Annotated in this window: 18 protein-coding genes; 8 read left to right on the top strand and 10 right to left on the bottom strand. The window is 73.0% G+C overall.

Translation table 11 applies throughout. The features are described 5' to 3' along the window. Nucleotides 1-67: 67 nt before the first annotated feature. The 8 genes from AB0G16_RS12480 to AB0G16_RS12445 form a co-directional block, all read right to left on the bottom strand. Entirely contained in the window at nucleotides 68-997 is a 930-nt protein-coding gene (locus tag AB0G16_RS12480) for an aldose 1-epimerase family protein (protein ID WP_362802989.1), read from the bottom strand. A gap of 103 nt (nucleotides 998-1,100) precedes the next feature. Continuing rightward, nucleotides 1,101-2,489, bottom strand: coding sequence for a cysteine--tRNA ligase (gene cysS / locus AB0G16_RS12475; protein ID WP_362802986.1), 1,389 nt, complete (start codon nucleotides 2,487-2,489; stop codon nucleotides 1,101-1,103). A 112-nt stretch (nucleotides 2,490-2,601) separates the two neighbouring features. Continuing rightward, complete coding sequence (locus tag AB0G16_RS12470) at nucleotides 2,602-4,443, bottom strand: sigma factor-like helix-turn-helix DNA-binding protein (protein ID WP_362802983.1); 1,842 nt, start codon at nucleotides 4,441-4,443, stop codon at nucleotides 2,602-2,604. Nucleotides 4,444-4,494: 51 nt separating this feature from the next. After that, nucleotides 4,495-6,552, bottom strand: coding sequence for a UvrD-helicase domain-containing protein (locus AB0G16_RS12465; protein WP_362802980.1), 2,058 nt, complete (start codon nucleotides 6,550-6,552; stop codon nucleotides 4,495-4,497). A gap of 2 nt (nucleotides 6,553-6,554) precedes the next feature. Then, a complete protein-coding gene (locus AB0G16_RS12460) occupies nucleotides 6,555-9,155 on the bottom strand; it encodes a hypothetical protein (protein ID WP_362802977.1) in 2,601 nt (866 codons plus the stop codon). 111 nt (nucleotides 9,156-9,266) lie between these two features. Beyond that, nucleotides 9,267-10,019 (bottom strand): methyltransferase domain-containing protein, encoded by a 753-nt coding sequence (locus AB0G16_RS12455; protein WP_362802974.1) that lies wholly within the window; start codon nucleotides 10,017-10,019, stop codon nucleotides 9,267-9,269. A gap of 157 nt (nucleotides 10,020-10,176) precedes the next feature. After that, complete coding sequence (locus AB0G16_RS12450; RefSeq protein WP_362802972.1) at nucleotides 10,177-11,241, bottom strand: ABC transporter substrate-binding protein; 1,065 nt, start codon at nucleotides 11,239-11,241, stop codon at nucleotides 10,177-10,179. Nucleotides 11,242-11,327: 86 nt separating this feature from the next. Further along, nucleotides 11,328-11,477 (bottom strand): hypothetical protein, encoded by a 150-nt coding sequence (locus AB0G16_RS12445; RefSeq protein WP_362802969.1) that lies wholly within the window; start codon nucleotides 11,475-11,477, stop codon nucleotides 11,328-11,330. Between the two features lie 214 nt (nucleotides 11,478-11,691). Between AB0G16_RS12445 and fdxA the strand changes: the two genes are divergently transcribed. The 3 genes from fdxA to AB0G16_RS12430 all read left to right on the top strand — a co-directional run bounded on the left by fdxA (nucleotide 11,692) and on the right by AB0G16_RS12430 (nucleotide 13,971). Continuing rightward, nucleotides 11,692-12,018 carry a ferredoxin gene (fdxA, locus tag AB0G16_RS12440; protein ID WP_362802966.1) on the top strand — a complete coding sequence of 109 codons (327 nt, stop codon included), beginning with the start codon at nucleotides 11,692-11,694 and terminating at the stop codon, nucleotides 12,016-12,018. Nucleotides 12,019-12,211: 193 nt separating this feature from the next. Then, the gene (gene dapC, locus AB0G16_RS12435; RefSeq protein ID WP_362802963.1) at nucleotides 12,212-13,291 is read left to right on the top strand and encodes a succinyldiaminopimelate transaminase; all 1,080 of its coding nucleotides are present in this window, start codon (nucleotides 12,212-12,214) and stop codon (nucleotides 13,289-13,291) included. An 11-nt stretch (nucleotides 13,292-13,302) separates the two neighbouring features. Continuing rightward, on the top strand, nucleotides 13,303-13,971 hold the full coding sequence (locus AB0G16_RS12430) for a DUF4178 domain-containing protein (protein WP_362802960.1): 669 nt from the start codon (nucleotides 13,303-13,305) through the stop codon (nucleotides 13,969-13,971). Nucleotides 13,972-14,135: 164 nt separating this feature from the next. Here AB0G16_RS12430 and AB0G16_RS12425 read toward each other — a convergent pair whose 3' ends face one another. Then, nucleotides 14,136-14,960 carry a hypothetical protein gene (locus AB0G16_RS12425; protein WP_362802958.1) on the bottom strand — a complete coding sequence of 275 codons (825 nt, stop codon included), beginning with the start codon at nucleotides 14,958-14,960 and terminating at the stop codon, nucleotides 14,136-14,138. Nucleotides 14,961-15,029: 69 nt separating this feature from the next. Here AB0G16_RS12425 and AB0G16_RS12420 point away from each other — a divergent pair, with 69 nt between their 5' ends. The 4 genes from AB0G16_RS12420 to AB0G16_RS12405 all read left to right on the top strand — a co-directional run bounded on the left by AB0G16_RS12420 (nucleotide 15,030) and on the right by AB0G16_RS12405 (nucleotide 18,665). After that, on the top strand, nucleotides 15,030-15,908 hold the full coding sequence (locus AB0G16_RS12420) for a 2,3,4,5-tetrahydropyridine-2,6-dicarboxylate N-succinyltransferase (protein WP_362802955.1): 879 nt from the start codon (nucleotides 15,030-15,032) through the stop codon (nucleotides 15,906-15,908). Nucleotides 15,909-15,918: 10 nt separating this feature from the next. Further along, entirely contained in the window at nucleotides 15,919-16,980 is a 1,062-nt protein-coding gene (dapE, locus tag AB0G16_RS12415; protein WP_362802952.1) for a succinyl-diaminopimelate desuccinylase, read from the top strand. Nucleotides 16,981-17,273: 293 nt separating this feature from the next. Continuing rightward, a complete protein-coding gene (locus AB0G16_RS12410) occupies nucleotides 17,274-18,068 on the top strand; it encodes a TIGR00730 family Rossman fold protein (protein ID WP_362802949.1) in 795 nt (264 codons plus the stop codon). Between the two features lie 9 nt (nucleotides 18,069-18,077). After that, nucleotides 18,078-18,665: a TIGR00730 family Rossman fold protein gene (locus tag AB0G16_RS12405; RefSeq protein WP_362802946.1), complete on the top strand. Its 588-nt coding sequence runs from the start codon at nucleotides 18,078-18,080 to the stop codon at nucleotides 18,663-18,665. On the opposite strand, the gene AB0G16_RS12400 is transcribed toward AB0G16_RS12405, so the two are convergent. Continuing rightward, nucleotides 18,642-19,109 (bottom strand): hypothetical protein, encoded by a 468-nt coding sequence (locus tag AB0G16_RS12400; protein WP_362802944.1) that lies wholly within the window; start codon nucleotides 19,107-19,109, stop codon nucleotides 18,642-18,644. The two genes, AB0G16_RS12405 and AB0G16_RS12400, sit on opposite strands and share 24 nt — an antisense overlap. Before the next feature lie 41 nt (nucleotides 19,110-19,150). On the opposite strand from AB0G16_RS12400, the gene AB0G16_RS12395 reads away from it, so the two are divergent. Then, complete coding sequence (locus AB0G16_RS12395; protein WP_362802941.1) at nucleotides 19,151-20,119, top strand: hypothetical protein; 969 nt, start codon at nucleotides 19,151-19,153, stop codon at nucleotides 20,117-20,119. Nucleotides 20,120-20,125 lie beyond the last annotated feature (6 nt).

Below are 20,125 nucleotides of genomic sequence, written 5' to 3'. Positions count from 1 at the left end.
GTGACGATCATCAATGAGGACGCGGCTCCGGGACCGCCTCTCCCGAGAGGCGGTCCTGGAAGGCCGATCAGGTCGGGCCGATCCCCCACCGGTGGGCGACCCGGCCGCCCGGGACCAGCCGGACGACGTCCTCGCCGGTGGCGAAGGCGTTCGGCGGGCAGCTCATCGGCTCCACCGCCAGCCCCCGGCGGCGGTGCCCCTCGGGCAGGGTGTCACCGGTGTAGAGCTGGAGCCACTCGATGCCCTCGCCCGCCCAGAGCTGGATCCCGCCGTTCTCGCCGGTCCCGTCGCCGCAGGTCAGCCGGACCCGGACCAGGCCGTCGTCGCCGCGCTCCAGGTCGGTGAACGCGGTGTCGAGCTCGGTCCCGCCGATCGGGCGGGCGGTCCGGAAGTCGTACTCGGTCCCCTTGACGTCCTGGCGGCCGGTGGGGACCTTCCGCTCGTTCACCGCGATCCACTGCGCGGCGGGGAGTTCGAGCACGGTCTCGTCAAGCGGGCAGGAGTCGCCGAGGGTCAGGTAGGGGTGGGCTCCGAAGCCGTACGGCGCGTCGGTGGCCCCGACGTTCTCCGCCTCGATCTCCACCTCCAGGCCGGCGGGGCTCAGCGCGTACCGGATGGAGAGGTCCAGGATGTGCGGGTAGCCGACCTGCGGGAACAGCCGCAGCCCCATCCGGATCGAGGCGTCGCCGTGGGAGAGGACACGCCAGGGGAACGTCCTGGAGAACCCGTGGATCGCGTTGCCCGTCTTGGGCTCGCTCAGCGCGAGCTGCCGCTCCTCGCCGTCGAAGGTGTAGCGGCCGTCCTCGATCCTGTTCGGCCAGGGCAGCAGGGGCAGCCCCGCCCCGCCGATCGGCGGCTGGTCGGCGGGAAAGCCGACGACGAGCGGCCTGCCTTCCTGGGTGAGGCTCCTGAGGCCTGCCCCGAGCTCGGTGATGACGGCCTCGAAGCCGTCGGCCGCGATGGTGTGCTGGGTCCCGGTGGGCGCGATATTCGTCACCCGGTCATTGAACACCCATCGATCACGGTCGTATCCCCGCCCCGGTCACGACGGGGCCGGAGGGGAGCCGGCGCCGGAGGGCGATCACCCCCCGGCGCGGGCCTCAGGACCAGGTCTGGCCCTCCGGGGTGTCGGTGACCTTGACGCCCAGGGCGGCCAGCTCGTCGCGGAGCCGGTCGGAGGCGGCCCAGTCCTTGGCGTCGCGGGCCCGCGAGCGCCGCTCCAGCAGCTCGGCGGCCCCGGCGGGCAGGCTCCTCGGCCTGGCCGCCCTGCCGATGTCGATGGAGAGGTCCAGGGCGAGGATCTGGTCGAGGTGCAGGAACGCCTCGAAGCGGGAACCGGGGGCCACCGACTCGTCGCGCTCCAGCTCGCGCAGGAGCCGCAGCGCCAGAGGGGTGTCGAGGTCGTCGTCGAAGGCGGCCTCGATCCGGGAGACCCGGTCGGCGGGCATCGGCCCGCTGGGCGACTCCGACCACTCGGCCACCTGGGCGCGCCAGCGCCGCAGTGTCCTGTCGGCGGCCCGCAGGGTGTCCCAGGTGAGGTTCATCTGCTGGCGGTGGCGGTGTTCCAGCAGCGCCAGCCGCACGGCCAGCGGGTCCAGCCCGGCCTCCGCGACGTCCTTGAGCAGGACCACGTTGCCGGTGGACTTCGACATCTTGCGCCCGTCGAAGAGCAGGTGCTCGCCGTGCACCCAGTGCCGCACGACCTCGTGCCCGGCGGTGGCGTCCGACTGGGCGCGCTCGTCCTCGTGGTGCGGGAATCGCAGGTCGATGCCGCCGGTGTGCACGTCGATGCGCTCGCCGAGGAAGCGCAGCGACATGGCCGAGCACTCGATGTGCCAGCCGGGGAAGCCGCGGCCCCACGGGGTCTCCCAGGTCGGCTCCCCCCGCGAGGGCTTCCACAGCGCCCAGTCGGCGTGGAAGCGCTTGCGCGCGTCGACGGCCTCGATCCGGTGGGCGGGCCGCAACCGGTCGAGCCGGTTGCCGGAGATCTCCCCGTACGTCGGGAAGGAGGTCGCGTCGAAGAAGACCGAGCCGTCGGGCACCGCGTACGCGTGCCCCTTCTCGATCAGTTTGGCGATCATCTCGACCATCAGGTCGATCGTCTCGCTCGCCCGGGGCGAGTGGTCGGGCGGGCGGATGTTCAGCGCGGCCGTGTCCGCGAGGAAGGACTCCTCGTAGAAGCGCGCGACCTCCAGGGGGCTGCGCCCCTCGGCGCGGGCCTGGGCCAGCACCTTGTCCTCGCCCGAGGCGTCGATCTCGGTGTCGTCGACCAGGTGGCCGACGTCGGTGATGTTGCGGCAGACCACCACCCGGACCCGCTGCCGCTCGCTGACCCGCCTGATCAGGTCCGACAGCAGGTACGACCGGAGGTTGCCGACGTGGGCCGACCTGTAGACGGTCGGGCCGCAGCTGTACATCCGCAGGGAACGGCTCCCCTCCGGCACGATCTGCTCGATCCGGCGATTCCGCGTGTCATACAGGCGCAACATGCGTCGAGCCTACGCGGCCCGCCGCGTCCCGACCCGGGCGCGGCCGTGCCCGGACCGAGGAAGGCATGGCCCGCGGGCGCCCGGGTCCGCGGAGCGGGCGCCATGAGCACTGTCATCCCTCCAGGAAGGTGAGGATCTCCCGGTCGCCGCGGTCGCGGAGGCGGGTGATGACCTCCTCGCGGGTGCAGCCCTCCGGCAGGCCGATGCGGGCGCCGATCAGCCGCAGGCCCTCGGCCTCGGAGGCCACCGGCGCGGTGTAGCCGATCAGGTGCAGCGCCCGGTTCAGGGCGGGCAGGGTCGGCGACGCCGCGGGCAGGTAGCGGGTCAGCAGCTCGCCGCCGTCGGAGACCGTCAGGAACACGTGGTCGCCCTCGGAGGCGTTGGCGGCGATCAGGACGGGCCGGATGGAGCCCATGGTCGGCTGGTTGTGCCAGCTGATCACCACGTCGCCCGAGGGGGTGGAGGCGGTGAGCTGGCCGCCGGGGGCCATGCCGAGGTGGGCGGCGAAACCGGTCGGCAACGGGGACCCCGAGCCGCGCAGGTGCTCGGCGTTGACGTCCACCCGGTGCCACCAGCGCCCGTCGCGGCTGCGGAAGCAGCGCCGGGTCTCCGAGACGTCGCGGCGCGGCTGGTACTCGGCCTGCTCGGCTCCGGCGACCCGGATCCAGCCCCGCTGCGTACGCTCGAAGCCGGGACCGCCCGCGTACGCGCGGACCGAGCTCTCGCTCACGTCGTAGCGGCCGGTCAGGTTGGTGACGATCGTGTTGACCGACGCCTCGCCGTTGGACCGCTCGATCTCCCTGACGATCATCTCCCGGATGCCCAGGTACTGCTCGCCGCCCCAGCGCGTCAGCCCGTACTTGTTGCGGTCCACCCGCAGGAAGCGGTCGTCGGCGGTGAGCTGGTTGCGGATGCCGACCAGGCTGTAGTCCTCGCCGATGCGCTCCTGGATCTCCTCGGGGCTCAGCGGGTTCCCCGCCACCGCGAGCACGGCCTCGGCCTTGTCGTTCACGCTGCGCGGCCAGGGCACCACGTGGCCGTCCAGCACCCGTAGCTGGGGGACCGCGATGAGCCAGCGCTCGGCCACGTCCTCGCGGATGCCGAGCTGGCTGGCCAGCGTGACGGCCTCGTCCAGCGGGCGGGGCCCGTCGGTGAAGAGCTGCCGGGTCTTCTCCCTGAGCTCGTCGGCGCCCCCGGCGACCAGCCAGCCGTCCACCTGCTCGTAGCCGGTCAGCAGGGTGCGGACGAACCGCCAGGCCGGGATGCCCAGGGTGGCCAGGTCGCTGCGGTGCCAGGGCACGGCCGCCGCCAGGTCGTCGGCGGGGACCGCCGAGCCCAGCCGCCCGCGCAGCCACGAGACGTGCCCGGTGAGGGGGGCCGCCTCGTCCTTGGCGAGCCAGGCCTCGACGTGGTCGCGCAGGTCGCGCTCGATCTGGCGGATGCGCTCCCGGGTGACCGAGAACCGCTGGGCCAGGTCGTCGAGCGTGGCCCGCTGGGAGGCGTACAGCCGGTCCCTGGCGATGGCCCGCTGCCGCTCGTCCAGGCCGGCGAAGACCTCGTCGATCAGCTCCGGCAGCGGCCGGTCGGGCCGGGACGGGCGGATCCTGGCGACGCTCTCCTCGGTGACCGGTTCGAGCAGTCGCTCCAGCACCCCGGTGAACAGCTTGTGCACGGTCTCGCGGCCGAGCCCCTCGGGCGTGCGGACACCGGCGGCCGGGTCGGCGAACCTGAGCAGCGGAAGGACGTCGCCGAGCATCAGGTGGCCCCAGCAGGCCAGGGCGAGGTCGGTCAGGCGTCCGGCGACCTCGGAGGTCCCGATGGTGGAACAGGCCCGGTCGAGCGGAAGCGCCTGCCACCACGCCTCGGGGAGGCGGGGGTCGGTGGCGATCGGCGCTACCTGGCCGGGAGAGGTCCAGCGCAGGGGTGGCGCGATGTCGCTCAGGCTGAGGTTCATTGAGGTCCAACCGGCAAAGGGGAATATATCCGCAGTTCAGAGACTATGTGATCAGGTGGGAAGGAAGGGACTGGCCCGGCCGGAATGGGACACGTAAAGAAATTCCGTGGCCCGGGTGCAGGCCACGTAGAGCAGGCCGCGTTCCCGCTGCAGGTCGTGGGCCCTGGCGGCCGGGTCCTCGCCGACGGGGGTCAGTGCGTCGGGGTCGGGCACCACCCCGTCGCCGACGCCGATCACCGCGACGCGCCGGAACTCCAGCCCCTTCATGCCGTGCAGTGTCGTCACCCGTACTCCCAGTTCGCGCAGGGCGGCCCGTGCGTCGCGCACGAGACCGGAGGTCCTGGCGGCCACCGCTATCTCCTCGGGAGGCACACCCTCGTCCACCCACTGTCCCACCTGTGCCACCAGCCCCGTCAGCTCATCCCGTGGAGAATCGTAGGCTCGCACCGCCGGCCGCGGCCCGTACCGGACGCCCCGGAACCCGTAAAGCTCCTGCACACCCTTGACGAGCCCGTCCGCGGGCCCGCCCCCGCGCAGCCGCACCCCCCACGAGAGGATCTCCCTCGGGAGCCGGTACGACACCTGGAGGCGCTGCCGGACCGCGTCGATGCCGACCGCCTCCAGCGTCACCCGCGTGTCGAAGATGCGCTGGTGCGGATCGCCCACGATGAACAGGTCGTCGGGGGCGTGCGGCACCGCGGCCCGCAGCAGCCGCCACTGCGCGGGGTGCAGGTCCTGCGCCTCGTCCACCACGATGTGCCGGTACGGCTCCCGCGCCGGCTCGATCTCCTCCAGCAGGTCCCCGGTCGTGCGGCCCAGCAGCGTCGAGGCCTCGGCGGCGAGCTGGAGCAGGGTCCGCCTGCCGCGTTCCCGCAACTGCTCGGTGACGTGCCCGACGGCGTTCCACACGACGGTCCGCTCCTCGGCCGACAGCTCGACGCTGCGACCGGGCCGGGGGGCCTCCAGGTACTCCTCCAGGGTCCGCAGGTTCTGCGCCAGCACCACCTGCTCCCACTCGCGCAGCAGGAACGCCGGACTGTGGCCGGTCCGGGTCTCCTCCCAGAGCGCGGTCAGCTCGGCGGCGCCGACCAGCGAGGGCGGCCGCCCCTCGGCCTCGGCGACGATGCGGTGGGCCAGCCGGTCGACGTTGCCGACCTCGATCCGCTTGCGGATCACCCCGTCCTCGACCAGGACGTCCAGCCGGGCCGCGAGCTCGGCGCTCAGCCCCTGGGAGAAGGTGACCAGCAGGACCTGCCCCCCGCCCCGGGAGGCCAGGTGGGCGGCCCTGTGCAGGGCGACGAGCGTCTTGCCGGTGCCAGCGCCCCCGGTGACCAGCGTCGGCTGCCGGTAGGACTCCCAGTAGGCCAGACGGCGCTGCGGCGGGTAGAGGAACACGCACCAGCCGGGCGCCTCCAGCACCCGGTTCAACTCGCGCGGGTGGGGGACGAAGACGGCCCGGTCCGGGCTGCGCGTCAGCGCGGCGCCGAAGTCCTCGGGATTGATCGGCTCGTGGTCGGGGGCGACCGCGCGGCAGTTCTCCAGCTCCCGCCAGGCCCCGGCCATCGACTCGCCCCTGGCGAGCGCCGCCAGCGGCTCGTACTGCGTGGGGGGCAGCAGCGGTTCCAGGGCCTCCAGGGTGAGCTGGTCGGTGATCTGCCGCACCAGCGGCAGGAACCGCCCGTCGACGCCCAGCTCGGCCAGGTCGTTGTCGCAGATGTCGGAGAACAGCCGGGACGCGGTCGCCTCGGCGGCCCTGCGCACCGCGGGCCTGACCCGGTCCAGCGCCTCGGCGTCCCACATCTCGACCACGCCGAGCGCGGTGTTGACGCCGAACCGGTGGCGCTGCGCGTACGCCCACGCCTCGGCGTCCGGCAGCACGGTCAGCAGCCAGTAGACGTCCCGCTGCTTGACCACCACGCCCCGGTGCCGGTCGGCCAGCCTCAGGGTGACCACCCTGGGGTCCCTGGCCCCCCTGACCCGCTCCGGATGCGGCGCGCCCGCCACGTTCTGCAGGAACCTGCGCGCCGACACCACGACGTCACGCCGCACCGGCTGGGCCAGCGCGGCCAGTCCGGCCGGGAACTCGGGGGAGAGGGCGAGGCGGGGCACGGTCAGGCCAGGAGTGACAGGAGATCGCGGTCCCCGCGTTCCCGCAGCCGGGTGAGGAGGTCGGGCAGGGCCGCGGGACCGCTCATGCCGACCCGGGTGGCGATGACCCGCACGGCCTGATCGGGGGTGCCGCCCGCCGCGGTGTAGCCCACCAGGCGAAGCGCCCGCGCGGTCGTCTCGATCTCGTCCCCCGCGGCCGGCAGGTGCCTGGCGCGCAGGACGCCCTCGTCGGACAGGGTGAGGAACAGGTGGCTGCCCTCCTTGGCGCCCACGTCCGCCAGCAGCGTGCCGAGCGACTCCAGGACGGGCCTGTCCTGCCAGTTGAGGGCGAGCTCGCCGACCGCGCTGCTGACCGTGCGGGTGGTGCCGGGGGCCATTCCCAGGTAGGCGGCGAACCCGCTGGGCAGCGGGCACTCGTTCCCCCGGAGGTGGTCGGCGGTGACGTCGATCCTCAGCCACCAGCGGCCGTCCGGCTGCCGGAAGCAGCGCCGGGTCAGCGAGACGTCCTTCAGCGGGCGGAACGGAGCCTTCGCCGGTTTCTCGCCCGGCTCCGCGCGGCCCGGTCCGCCGTGGTCCGACCGCCCGTGATCCGGTTCACCGCGCGCCGGTTCACCCCGGCCGGACTCCCGGCCGGCCCGGCCGGCGTCCCGCTCCTCACCGCCACCGCCACCGCCACCTTCACCGGCGTCCCGGCCTCCCGCGCCGTCCCCGGGCTTCTCCACGGTCAGCGCGGGGGCGCCGCCGGCGCGCTGCGGGGGACGCTCGCCCGCGCCGAGGATGCGGAGCTGCGGGACGTTCTCCAGCCACTCCTGGGAGACCTCCGGATGGATACCCAGGGAGGAGACCATGTCGAGGGCCTTGTTGATGGTCAGCGGGGGCTTGGCGCCGCTGATCATGTCGCGGGTGCGGTGCCGCAGCTCGGTGATGTCGCCCTCCACCAGCCACTCGTCGACCAGGTGGTACCCGGGGAGACAGGCCAGCACGAACTGCCAGGCCGGTACGTCGAGCGAGCGCAGCTCCCGGGTGTGCCACTCGGCGGCGTCGACCAGCCGCTCCCTGGGCGCGGCCTTGCCCAGGACGTCCTTCACCGCCTCCAGGTGCTCCCGGTAGGGGGCGGCCTCGTCGGAGGCGATCCACTCGGCCAGCTCCCGGCGCAGGTCGGCCTCCAGGTCGCGGATCACGTCGGGCTGTACGGCGAACAGCTTGGCCAGCGCCTCCACGGTCGCCGGGACGTCGCTGAACAGCCTGTTCTGGGCCACGGCCCAGCGCTTGTCCTCCACGTTCGCGAAGACGCCGTCCACCAGAGCGTGCAGGTCCGTCTCCGGCCGTCCGGACACCCCGCCGACCGGCTCGGCCCCCTCGCCGTCGTCGTCGTCGCGGTCGTCGTCGCGGTCGTCGCGGTCGTCGCCGGTGTCACCGATGACGGCGCCGGCCTCCGGCTCGGGTACGGCCTCGGGCGGGGCCTCCGGTTCGGGCAGGGCCTCGGGTACGGCCTCGGGCAGGACCTCGGCCTCGGGCAGGGGCACCGGCCCGGGTACGGCATCCGCCGGGTGCGGCGCGCCGCCCGGCCCCGGTGCGGCCCAGAGGCGGTCCTCGGGGGCGTCACCGCCGAGTTCCGCTCCGGGCCGGCCGCCGTCCCCGGCCTCACCTTCGAGTGCGGTCCTGCTCCTCCTGGCCGCCGCGGGCCGGAAGAGCGATCCGGGTGCGGCGTCGTCCTCCGCGTCGCGGTCCCGGGAGTCCTGGGCGGCCGCGATGTCGGCCGCGACATCGGCCGCGCGGTCCCGTGCGGCCACGACACCGGACGCGTGATCCTCTGCCGGGGCCTCGGGGGCCTCGGGGGCCTCGGGGGCGTCGGGGGCCTCGGGGGTCTCCGGCGTCTCCGGGGCCTTCACGGTCTCCGAGGGCCCGGGCGGCGCCTGAGGTTCCGGCGCCGGCCGGACCTCCGCGACCCCCGCGACCCCCGGGGTCTCCGGGGCCTCCAGGGCCTCCGGGGCCTCCGGCGCGGCCTGGGCCCCGGACTCCTCCATCCCCGTCCGGGGCTCCGGAATCTGCGCGACCGGCTGAACGGCGACCGGCTGAACGGCGACCGGCTGAACGGCGACCGGCTGAACAGGACCGGACTCGACCGCGGCCGGCCGAACCGGAGCCGCGGCCCCCCGGGCCGCCGAACCCGCTGAACCCGCCGGATCCGCCGGGGCGGAGGCCACGAGACGTGTGAGGACCGCCGTGAACAGGGTGTGCAACAACTGGACCGGCTGGATGAACGGCTGGTCGCGCAGATCGTGACCGGTCAGCGCGAGCAGTCCGGGCCAGGACCCGGCCCGGTCGAGCGCGATGGCCGTGCACGGCTCGTCCGCGTCCTCGGGATCCAGCACGTGCAGGGCCGGGAGCACGTCCCCCACCGCCGCGGCGGGCCAGTGCTCCAGGGCGATCGTGGTCAGGACCTCGGCCAGCCTCTCCGGGCCCAGCACGGCGAGCACCCGGGCGACCGGCAGGCTCCGCCACCAAGCGTCCGGTAGGTCGGGCTGGTCGCGCAGAAGTGGGATCGTGGCCGCGTCGCTCCAGCGCAGCGGCGGCACGAGGTCACTCAGACAGAAGTTCATCCGTTCCCTTCACCAGCCCCTCAAGCCGCCCGAGACACTCCGTGTGGCCGGGGAACGAGACTCATGGAACAGACCATAGTCTGGCAAATCGCCCCGGCGTATAGGGGCGGTTCAGCGGCGTACGGCCGCGAACCTCAACCGCACGTAGTCGGCCATCCAGCCGCTCTCCCGCCGCAGGGCGGGGGCGGCCAGTTCGTTCACCCGCCGGAGCAGCGGATCGACAGTCTCCGCGGGCACCTCCCGCAGCAGCGGACGCGCGAACATCCGCACCCAGTCGGCGGCGCCGCCCGGGCACTCGTCGAGACGTGTCGGCCGGTCGAAGTATTCCAGGAGGCGGACGACGAAGCCGCCCTTCTCCAGGCGGGAGGCGTACTCGGCGGGCGTGGGGAAGTACCACGGCAGGTCGGGCTCGCGCAGCCCGTACTCGCGCCAGGCGGTGGACAGGGCGGCCGTCAGCGCGGCGCAGTTGCCCGCGCCGCCCATCTCGGCCACGAACCGCCCGCCCGGCGTGAGGGCCTCGCGGACACCGGCGATCACCGCGTCCGGCTCCCGCCCCATCCAGTGCAGGGCCGCGTTGGAGAAGACCGCGTCGTAGGGCCGGACGACGGTGAAGGCGCCGCCCTCGCCGACGACGAAGTCGAGGCCCGGATACTCCGCGCGGGCCTTCTCGATCATCGCCGACGACCCGTCGATCCCCAGGACGTACGCGCCCCGGGAGGCGATCTCCGCCGTCAGCGTCCCCGTGCCGCAGCCGAGGTCCACGATGCGTTCCCCCGGCTGCGGGTCGAGCAGCTCGACCAGGGGGGCGCCGTGCGCCGAGACGTACCCGAAGCCGTTGTCGTGGGCGCGAGCGTTCCACCTCATCAGGCTCGGGGTGTCGTATCGCAAGACGATCAGCTCGCATTCTAGGACGTCAACGCCTTCTACCGGTACTCTCCAGACACTTTAGAGCCTCTGGGCAGCCTCGACATATCAGTCCCACCGGCCCCGGGCATCTCGCCCCTCCCGCCCCTCACGGCGGTCAGCTCACCTTCTTCGCCCACTCCCGCTGGAGGTAGGCCCGCGCCCTGTCGATCTCCGGGACCGTGAGGACCACGGGCCTCGCCCTGACCGGCGGGAGCTTGGCGGCGAGCTCCTCGTTCAGGGTGTCGCGCATCTGCATGGCCTCCATCCGGACGGGGCGGGCATAACCCTTGAGGAAGAGGTTCTGTCCCCTGTCGGAGAAGAGGAACTCCTGCCAGAGCCGCGCCGCGGCCGGGTGCTCGGCCTTCTTGTTGATGGCCTGGATGTAGTACGCGCCCAGGACGGCGTCCTTGGGGACCGTGACCTTCCATCCCTTCCCGGCGGCGGCCCGCTCGGCGTTGTGGTAGTCCCAGTCGACGACGACGGAGGCCGTCCTGGGGGTGGCGGCGAGGTTGCCCGCGCTCTTGAGGCGCTCGAAGAAGTCCACGCCCCGCCGCACCTCGGCCTCACCGCCCTGGAGCGAGGCGGCCATCACCCCGTTGAAGGCGGCCGACACCTCCCGGGGGTCGCCGGGCAGCGAGACGCTGAGGCCCGGCTTGAGCAGGTCGGTGAAGGAGGCCGGGGCCTGCACCTTGGCCGGGTCGTAGCCGATCGACATGTAGCCGCCGTACGCGGCGTACCAGGCCGCCCTGTGGTCCTTCAGGTGGTCGGGGACGTCGTGCCAGTTCTGGACCCGGTAGGGGGCGAACATGCCGGCCTTGGCCACGGCGACGTCCATGCCGAGGTCGAAGACGTCGGGCTTGAGCCGGTCCGCGACCTCGATCTCCCGGGCGCTGTTCGCCTGCGGTTCGAGCTGCTCGACCTTGATGCCGTACTCGTCGCCGAAGGTGTCGATGATCTCGCCGTAGTTCACCCAGTCGCGCGGCAGCGCGATCACTCTGAGCGCGCCCTCCTTCTTGGCCGCCTCCACCAGGCGGTCCATCGTGGAGAATCCCTCCCTCATGGAGGCCGCCTGGACGTCGACCGGCGGGAGCTGTGCGTTCTGGGTGGCCGGGGCGCCACATCCGGCGATCGCGGTCGCGAGGACCGCGGCGGCGCTGACACGTCTGGTACGTAGGGTCACGGGCCGCATACTGTCCGTCCCGCGCGGCGGGGTCGAGCAGCACGGCCCTTTCCATCGGACGGCTTACACGTGTCTTGGTGAGCGGCTTACCCGGGGGTCCCCGCGCCGCCCCGCCGGGGCGGCCGGTCCTGGACGACCTTCGCCGCGGCGAGCGTCTCCTCGGTGATCTCGACCAGGGTGCCGTCGCGCTTGCGCACGCCGAGCACGCCGTCCCGCCAGAACTCCAGCTCGCCCACGGCGTCACGGAACCCCTCGGGGATCTTTCTGCGCGTGGTAACCCTTTTGCCGACGTCTGAAGGGGTTAGGCTGACGTTCAGGCGAGCACTGAAACCAAGGGCCATCGACTTTTGCCCCCTCCCGTTTCAGACATGTGGCAGGCACGGCAATACTAGGGCTTAGCAACCCGCGGTCGAAGTCGTGCCTAGGTGCGTAAAGAAGAAGGAGCCCGAGGTGACCTACGTCATCGCGCAGCCTTGCGTGGACGTCCTGGACAAGGCGTGCATCGAGGAGTGCCCCGTCGATTGCATCTACGAGGGGGAGCGGATGCTCTACATCCACCCCGACGAATGCGTCGACTGCGGCGCGTGCGAGCCCGTCTGCCCGGTGGAGGCGATCTTCTACGAGGACGATGTCCCCGAGCAGTGGAAGGACTTCTACAAGGCGAACGTGGACTTCTTCGAGGACCTGGGATCGCCGGGCGGCGCCTCCAAGGTCGGCAAGATCGAGAAGGACCACCCGGTCGTCGCGGCCCTGCCCCCGCAGGCCGAGAGCCACTAGTGGCCGTGCCGGAGGGGTGAACGCGCTTCCCCTCCGGCACGCGCCACCGGTCCGCCAACCGTCACCGGTCCGCCGGGCCCGCGATCGGCCCCGTGCCACCGGTCACGATCCGATCCAGCGAGAGACGACGGCTGATCCCGATGTACGCCATTCCCGGCCGGCCCCACGCCCCGAGCGCCCCGGCGAGGTCGCGATGACCGCCCTGCCCGACTTCCCGTGGGACCGGCTCGTCCCGTTCAAGGAACAGGCGGCGGCGCATCCCGGCGGGATCGTCGACCTGTCCGTGGGCACGCCCGTCGACCCGGTTCCGGCCGTCGTGCGCCAGGCCCTCGCGGACGCCTCCGACAGCCCCGGCTACCCGCTGACGTACGGCACCGAGCGGCTGCGCTCGGCCGCGGCCGGATGGCTGCGCCGCAGGCACGGCGTGACCCTGGACCGGGCGAACGTGCTGCCGCTGATCGGCTCCAAGGAGTTCGTGGCCTGGCTGCCGACCCTGCTCGGCGTCCGCCCGGGCGAACGGGTGATCTTCCCCGAGCTGGCCTACCCCACCTACGACGTGGGCGCCCGCCTCGCGCACGCCGAGCCGTACGCCACCGACGGCCTGCTCGCGCTCGGACCCGAGCGGGTGCCGCTGGTCTGGGTGAACTCCCCGTCCAACCCGACCGGCAGGGTCCTGCCCGCCGAGCACCTGCGCAAGGTCGTCGCCTGGGCGCGCGAGCACGGAGCGGTCGTGGCCTCCGACGAGTGCTACATCGAGCTGGGCTGGGAGGAGAGGCCGATCTCGATCCTGCACCCGGACGTCTGCGGTGGCTCGCACGAGGGCCTGATCGCCGTTCACTCGCTCTCCAAGCGCTCCAACCTGGCCGGTTACCGGGCCGGATTCGCCGCCGGCGACCCCGCGCTGATCGCGCGGCTGCTGGAGGTGCGCAAGCACGCCGGCATGATCATGCCGGCGCCGGTCCAGGCGGCCATGACCGCCGCCCTGGACGACGACGAGCACGCCGAGGAGCAGCGGGCCCGCTACGCCGCCCGGCGTGCCGTGCTCCGCCCCGCCCTGGAGGGGGCCGGCTGGAAGATCGAGCACTCCACCGCCGGCCTGTACCTGTGGGCCTCCGACGGCAGGGGCTGCTGGGAGCAGGTCCGCGCCCTGGCCGAGCGGGGCATCCTGGTGGCTCCGGGCGACTTCTACGGCACCGCCGGTGAGCGGCACGTCAGGATCGCCGTGACAGCCGGTGACGAACGCATCAGTGCGGCGGTGCGCCGCCTCCAGTAGGATCGCGCGGCATGACCCCTGCGGTCGCCGTGATACTCGGCCTGAGCGTCGCCACGATCGTCCTGCTGCTCGTCGCGTTCTTCACGACGACCCGCCAGGACAGGAACGGTCATGCTCCGGAGACTTCCGGCGAGACACCTTCCCCCCAGGTCAAAGCCGCGCCGCTGCCCGCACCGACCGCGGGCCGTGTCGGCATCGACTACCCCGACCCTCGCACGATCAAGGTCGGCGACACGATCGAGTGCCAGGGGGTGCGCAGCCGCGTCCTCGGCGGCCTGTACCTGTCCTGGCAGGGCAAGCAGTGGACCGAGTACCTCCTCGACGACGGCACCCGGCGCTACCAGTGGCTCTCGATCGAGATGCGCGAGGGCACGGCCACGGGCGAGCCGCCGCACCTGGAGGTGCTGCTGTGGACGCCGGTGCCCGCCGAGGGGATGATCCCCGCCAAGGCCACGCTGAGCGTCGAGGGCGTCGACTTCTTCCCGGTCGACCGGGGCACCGCGGCCTTCCGCGGTGAGGGGGTGACCTCGATGCCCGAGCGGGGCCTGCTGGACTTCGCCGACTACCGGGCCGCGGACGGCCGCCTGCTCAGCTTCGAGCGCCTCCAGGGGCAGGGCTGGACGTCCTCGTACGCCCAGCCGCTCGCCCCCGGAACCATCAGCATCGAGTCGAAGGGCTGACCCGCCACGGGCCGCCACGGGCCGTCACGGGCCGTCACGGGCCGGCGAGGCGGCGGCACGACAGGAGGGCGGGGCCGCGTGAGGGCGGGACGGCGAGGCGGCCTTCCCCGCCGGTGGCCCGGCCCGCCGGCGACTCGCCCCCTCGCCCCTTCTCACACCCGGGGTCAGGAGATCTGCACCTTCCCGGCGGTGAACCTGGTGTCGGCCTTCCAGCCGTCGTGGCCGTCCGCCGACACCCACGCCCGGCCGTCGTAGCCCACCCTCGCGAGCCCGAACTCCCTGGCGTGGGCGACCGCCCAGCCGGCCACCAGCCAGCCCCGGCCGCGTGAGGGCGCCTCGAACGTCGTCCCCGGCCCGAGCGCCCGGCCGAGCCTGCGCGCGGCCTCCCGGGTGTCGGGAAGCACCGTCTTCCCCGAGGGGGCGGGGTACCAGCAGTGCACGGCCCCGGGGACACGCCCGGTGAACGCCGCGGCCAGGATCTTCCCGTCCTCCTCGTGCTGGGCGTACGCCGACCCGTCGGCGGAGCGCTGCACCGCCTGGGCCGCCTCGTGCAACGGCATCTTCCGGTACCCCTTCACCTTCACCAGCGCGGTGAAGAACTTCCCGGAGGAGTAGACGGGGTCGATGAGCTGGTCGGGCCTGCCCCAGCCCTGCGAGGGCCGCTGCTGGAAGGCCCCGACGGAGTCGCGGTCGCCGTGGTCGAGGTTCTCCAGCTTCGACTCCTGGATCGCGGTGGCGTACGCGATCACGACGGCCCGCTCCGGCAGCTTCCTGCGGGCCGCCACGGCCGCGATCACCGCGGCCACCTTGGCCTGCTCGATGTCCAGGTCCAGCGAGCCCGCCGGGGTGGTGACCTTGCACCCGTCGCCGAGATTGACCAGTGGTGTGACCCTTCTGAGAAGAAAGAACAGTCCCGCGGTGATCGCCACCACGAGCACGACGACGATCACGATGATCGCGATGGTCCCTTTTGAGAACGGCCGTTGCACGGTCAAGAACCTACAGGCCCCAGCGATTGCCCGGTCTGGTGGAAGGTCGCGAACACTAGGCTCCGGGCCATGACCCAGAGCGATGCCAGCCCGCTGCCCGCGGCCGTCGACGAGCTGTGGTGGCGCCGGGACGAGCTCAGCCCGGCCGACGGCCCGGCCCGCGCGGTCGTGGTGAACGCGGTCGACATGCTCGACAGCGGCAAGGCCCGGGTGGCCGAGGTCTCCCGGACCGGCGAGGTGGTCGTGGACGAGCGTGCCCGGCGGGCCGTCGCCCTGGCGTTCCGGGTGCTCGGCCTGGCCAGGTCCCAGGTGGGCGACTTCCACCACCGCGACCGCGTCCCGCTCAAGACCACCGTGGACGGGGTACGCGTGGTGCCCGGGGCCATCGCCCGCTGGGGCTCCTACCTGGCGCCGGGCGTCGTGCTGATGCCCTCGTTCGTCGACATCGGCGCCCACGTGGACGAGGGCAGCACCGTGGAGACGTGGGTCTCGATCGGCTCGTGCGCCCAGATCGGCAAGAACGTCCACCTGTCCGCGGGGGTCGGCGTGGGGGAGGCCGCCTGCAGGGGCGCCGCGGAGGATCCCGAGGTCCTCGCGGAGCGGCCCGCGGCCGCTCCCGTGGTCGTCGAGGACGGGGCGCTGATCGGCGGGCGGGCGGTGCTCTCGGAGGGGGCCCGCGTCGGCCGGGGCGCCGTGGTGGGCGCCGGGACGATCCTGACGGGATCGACCCCGATCGTGGACGTCCGGACGGGCGAGGAGGTGGATCGGGGGCGCGTCCCCGACTGGTGCGTGGCGGTCGGGGGGACCCGGAGCCGCGAGTTCGCCGGCGGCGCCTTCGGCCTGCGCTGCGTCCTGCTGCTGGAGCGCCTGGAGGAGGGCCGCAGGCCCGGCCGTGCGGAGCTGGGACGGATCCTGCACGGACACGGACAGGGCCGAGGGCACGGATAGGGTCACGGGCATGAGTACGCGTCTGGACCTCACGCAGGATGTCGGGGAGCTCACCGCCCGGATCGTGGACGTCGAGTCGGTCAGCGGCGGCGAGAGGGCGCTCGCCGACGCCGTGGAGGAGGCCCTGCGCCCGCTGCCGCACCTGACGGTCGAGCGCGACGGCGAGTCGGTCGTGGCCCGCACCGGCCTGGGCCGCGCCGAGCGGGTGGTGATCGCCGGGCACCTCGACACCGTCCCCGTCGCCGGCAACCTGCCCGCCCGCGTGGAGGACGGCCTGCTGTACGGGTGCGGCACCGCGGACATGAAGTCCGGCGTCGCCGTGGCGCTGAAGCTGGCCGCCGCGCTCCCGGAACCGAGCAGGGACGTGACGTACGTCTTCTACGACTGCGAGGAGATCGAGGCCGAGCGCAACGGCCTGCTCAGGCTCAGCCGCACCCGCCCCGACCTGCTCGCCGGGGACTTCGCGGTGCTCATGGAGCCCACCGACGGCACGATCGAGGGCGGCTGCCAGGGCACGCTCCGGGCGCAGGTCGTCACCCGCGGCAAGCGGGCGCACAGCGCCAGGTCCTGGTTCGGGGTCAACGCGATCCACGCCGCCGAACCGGTGCTCGCCATCCTGAACGCGTACCGGGCGAGGCGGCCGGCGGTCGACGGGCTGGAGTACCACGAGGGCCTGAACGCGGTCGGGATCGGCGGGGGCGTCGCGGGCAACGTGATCCCCGACGAGTGCGTGGTGACCGTGAACTACAGGTTCGCCCCGGACCTGTCGCTGGAGGCCGCCAGGGAGCACGTGAACGAGGTGTTCGAGGGGTTCGAGGTCCGCTTCACCGACGGCGCCGCCGCCGCGAGGCCCGGCCTGAACCATCCGGTGGCGGCGGCCTTCGTCGAGGCCGTCGGCGGCACGCCGAGGGCCAAGCTCGGCTGGACCGACGTCTCGCTCTTCTCCGGCCTCGGCGTGCCCGCGGTCAACTACGGTCCCGGAGATCCGAACATGGCCCACCAGCGGGGGGAGTTCGTCGCCCTGGAGAAGATCGCCGACTGCGAGCGCAGGATGCTCGACTGGCTGTCCTGAGCCGGTGGACCGACCCCGGCCGACCGGTGGGAGGCCGGGGCGGGCCGGCCGACGGACGGCCGGGACGGGCGGAGCGGTGGGGGCCGGACGGGGGCGACCGGGACGGACGGACCCCCGGCACAAATGAAAGTGGCTTTCCTCGCCGGCCATTTGGCGGGGAAAGCCACTTTCAGTCCCGAGCAGCACCCTCGGCAGTTAGACGTGGTCTCCTCAAAGTCCGGTTCCACGTTTTCACGGAGATTTTTCAAGATTTTTCCAAGGAGTGCACCGGGAGCGGCAGTACGGTGACCGGCATGAAGAAAAAGCGTCCCGAACGTCGTCAGGGGGCCGCCGTGGTCCGTGGCGATCTCGTCTCCGACTCCACCCATGACCAGCGGCTTCTCGACAGGAGAGGGCCCGCAGACTGGCTGCACATGGACCCGTGGCGGGTCCTGCGCATCCAGGCCGAGTTCGTGGAGGGCTTCGGTCAGCTCGCCGAACTGCCCCAGGCGGTGACCGTCTTCGGCTCCGCGCGTACCCCCGCGGGCACCCCCGAGTACGAGATGGGCGTCGAGCTCGGCAGGAAACTGTCCCAGGCGGGCTACGCCGTGATCACCGGTGGCGGACCGGGCTGCATGGAGGCCGCCAACAAGGGGGCCGTCGAGGCGGACGGCGTCTCGGTCGGCCTGGGCATCGAGCTCCCCTTCGAGCAGAGCATGAACGAGTACGTCGACCTCGGCATCGAGTTCCGCTACTTCTTCGTCCGCAAGACCATGTTCGTGAAGTACTCCTGCGGCTTCGTCACGCTGCCCGGCGGGTTCGGCACCCTGGACGAGCTGTTCGAGGCGCTCACCCTGGTCCAGACCCAGAAGGTCACCTCCTTCCCGGTGGTTCTGATGGGGACCGAGTTCTGGGGCGGCCTGGTCGACTGGATCGGGAAGACCCTCGTGGAGACCGGCAAGATCTCCCCGGCCGACCTGAACCTGATCCACGTCACCGACGACGTGGACGAGGCCGTCCGCATCATCGTCGAGGCCGACGGCAACCGGGGCGGGCGGCGGGAGGACGAGCGCAGGTCCACGATGACCACGGTCGGCGACGCCGAATAGGCTGTCGGGGTGTTCATCTGCGTGTTCCTCGCGTCAAGTCAGAGGATCGACAAGAAGTACCTGGAGCTGGCCGAGCAGGTGGGGGCCGAACTCGCCAGGCGGGGGCACTCCCTGGTGAGCGGTGGGGCCACGGTCTCCTGCATGGGCGCGGTGGCCCGCGCCGCCCGCGCGGGCGGCGCCCACACCGTGGGGGTGATCCCCCAGGTGCTGGTCGACATCGAGATCGCGGACGAGGAGTCCGACGAGATGGTCGTCACCACCGACATGCGGGAGCGCAAGGGCGTCATGGACGCCCGGTCGGACGCGTTCCTGGTGCTGCCGGGAGGCATCGGGACGCTGGAGGAGCTCTTCGAGATCTGGACCGCCCGCACCCTCGGCCTGCACGACAAGCCGCTGGTGCTGCTCGACCCGTGGGGTCTCTACGCCCCGCTGCGCGAGCTGGTCGAGAACATGGAGGAGGCGGGCTTCACCCGCCCGAACGTCTTCGACGCCATCTCCTGGGCGACCACGATCGAGGAGGCGTTCGCGCTGCTGGAGAAGCGGACCAGGCACCTGGAGCCGAGTCCGGAGGAGCTAGGCGAGGCCACGGCGGGTTAGGGCGGGAGGGCGCCGCCCGGCGAGGGACTCGGTCATCTCCACCGCGAGCCGCACCTGACCGGGGCGGTCCGTACGGAAGACGCGGGCGCCGAGCCAGGCGCAGATCGAGGCCGCGGTGAGCTCCGCGGCCTCGGCGTCCGGCCCGTCCCCGGAGGGGACCCCGGCCAGCAGGGCGGGGACGACCGCCACGGTGTGCCCCGCGTGGACGAGCTCCTCGACCTCCCCGGCCGAACGGGCCCAGGTCCAGCCGGGATCGTCCTCGTCGCCGGGACCCAGCACCACGGGGCGCGCCCCCGGCCCGGACACCGGGGCGGCCGGTTCCGCCGGGCGGGACGATCGCCCCACCGCCGCGATCTCCTCGCGGGAGGAGCGCGGGACCCGCCCGCCCGCCACCTCGGCGGACGCGGACGACGGCCTGCTCTCTTCGGGCAACGGAGGAGTCACGAGCCGATCCTAGGCCAGTGGACTTGTGGCACGATTCGTATGTGCTGGTCGTCTTAGCCCTCGCTGCCATAGCCGTGATCGCCGCCGTCACGGTGGTCGCCATGGGGCGGGGAGGTGAACTCAAGGAGTTCCCCCCCGATGTGCCCCCGCTGAGCCTGCCCGCGGCGGGTCGGCTCGACGCGGTCGACTTCAGGGCCCTGCACCTTCCGGTGAGCCTCGTCGGCTACCACACCCAGAGCGTCGACGAGGCGCTGAGCCGGGTCGCCGACGCGCTGAGCGAGCGTGACACCAGGATCGCCGTGCTGGAGCAGCGGGTGTCCGAGCTGCTCGCCGGCAGGCTCCAGGCCCGCCACGAGCTGGACCCGGGCCTGCCGGTCCCGGCGCGCTCCGTGCGCGAGGCGCCCTACGAGCTCTCCGGCGCGGGCGGGTACGGGGCGAGCGAGGAGCTCTCCAACGGGCCGGACGTCGCCGGGGACACGTGGCGACGGAGGGAGTCCCCCGGCCGGCGGGACTTCGCCCGGCCCACCGGGGACCCCATCCCGGCGGACCCGGCCCCCACCCCGGACCCGGGCTCTTCGGCCGGTGCGGCCCCCTCGACCGGTGCGGCCCCTTCGACCGGTGCGGCCCCTTCGACCGGCGCGGGCCCCGTGGCCGGCTCGGACCCCCTGGCCGACTCCGACTCCACCCCGGTCTCCGGAGTCCCCTCGCTCTCCCGCCCCACCCCCACTTCGGACCCGGACTCACCCTCCGACCCGGCCCCGGCCCCGGCCCCGGCCCCGGACGCGGTCCCGGGCGCCGTCCGGGTGCCGGATTCCGTCCCGGCCCCGGCGAGCCCGTCCTCCCCGTCGTCCGTCTCCCCGTCCTCGGCCGCCCCGTCGTCCTCGGGGGCGACGTCGCCGCAGAGGGACGGGGCCGGATCGTCCTCTTCCTCCCTCGGCGTCCGCACCGGTGGACGCCCGGACGATGACCGTCCCGAGCAGGAGCGTCCGGAGGCGGAGGGGGCGCGGTGAGCGAGC

Source organism: Streptosporangium sp. NPDC023615, from assembly GCF_040640155.1.
Lineage (GTDB): Bacteria > Actinomycetota > Actinomycetes > Streptosporangiales > Streptosporangiaceae > Streptosporangium.
Note: the sequence above shows the minus strand (reverse complement) of the source record. Positions and strands in the feature narration are given on the sequence as shown.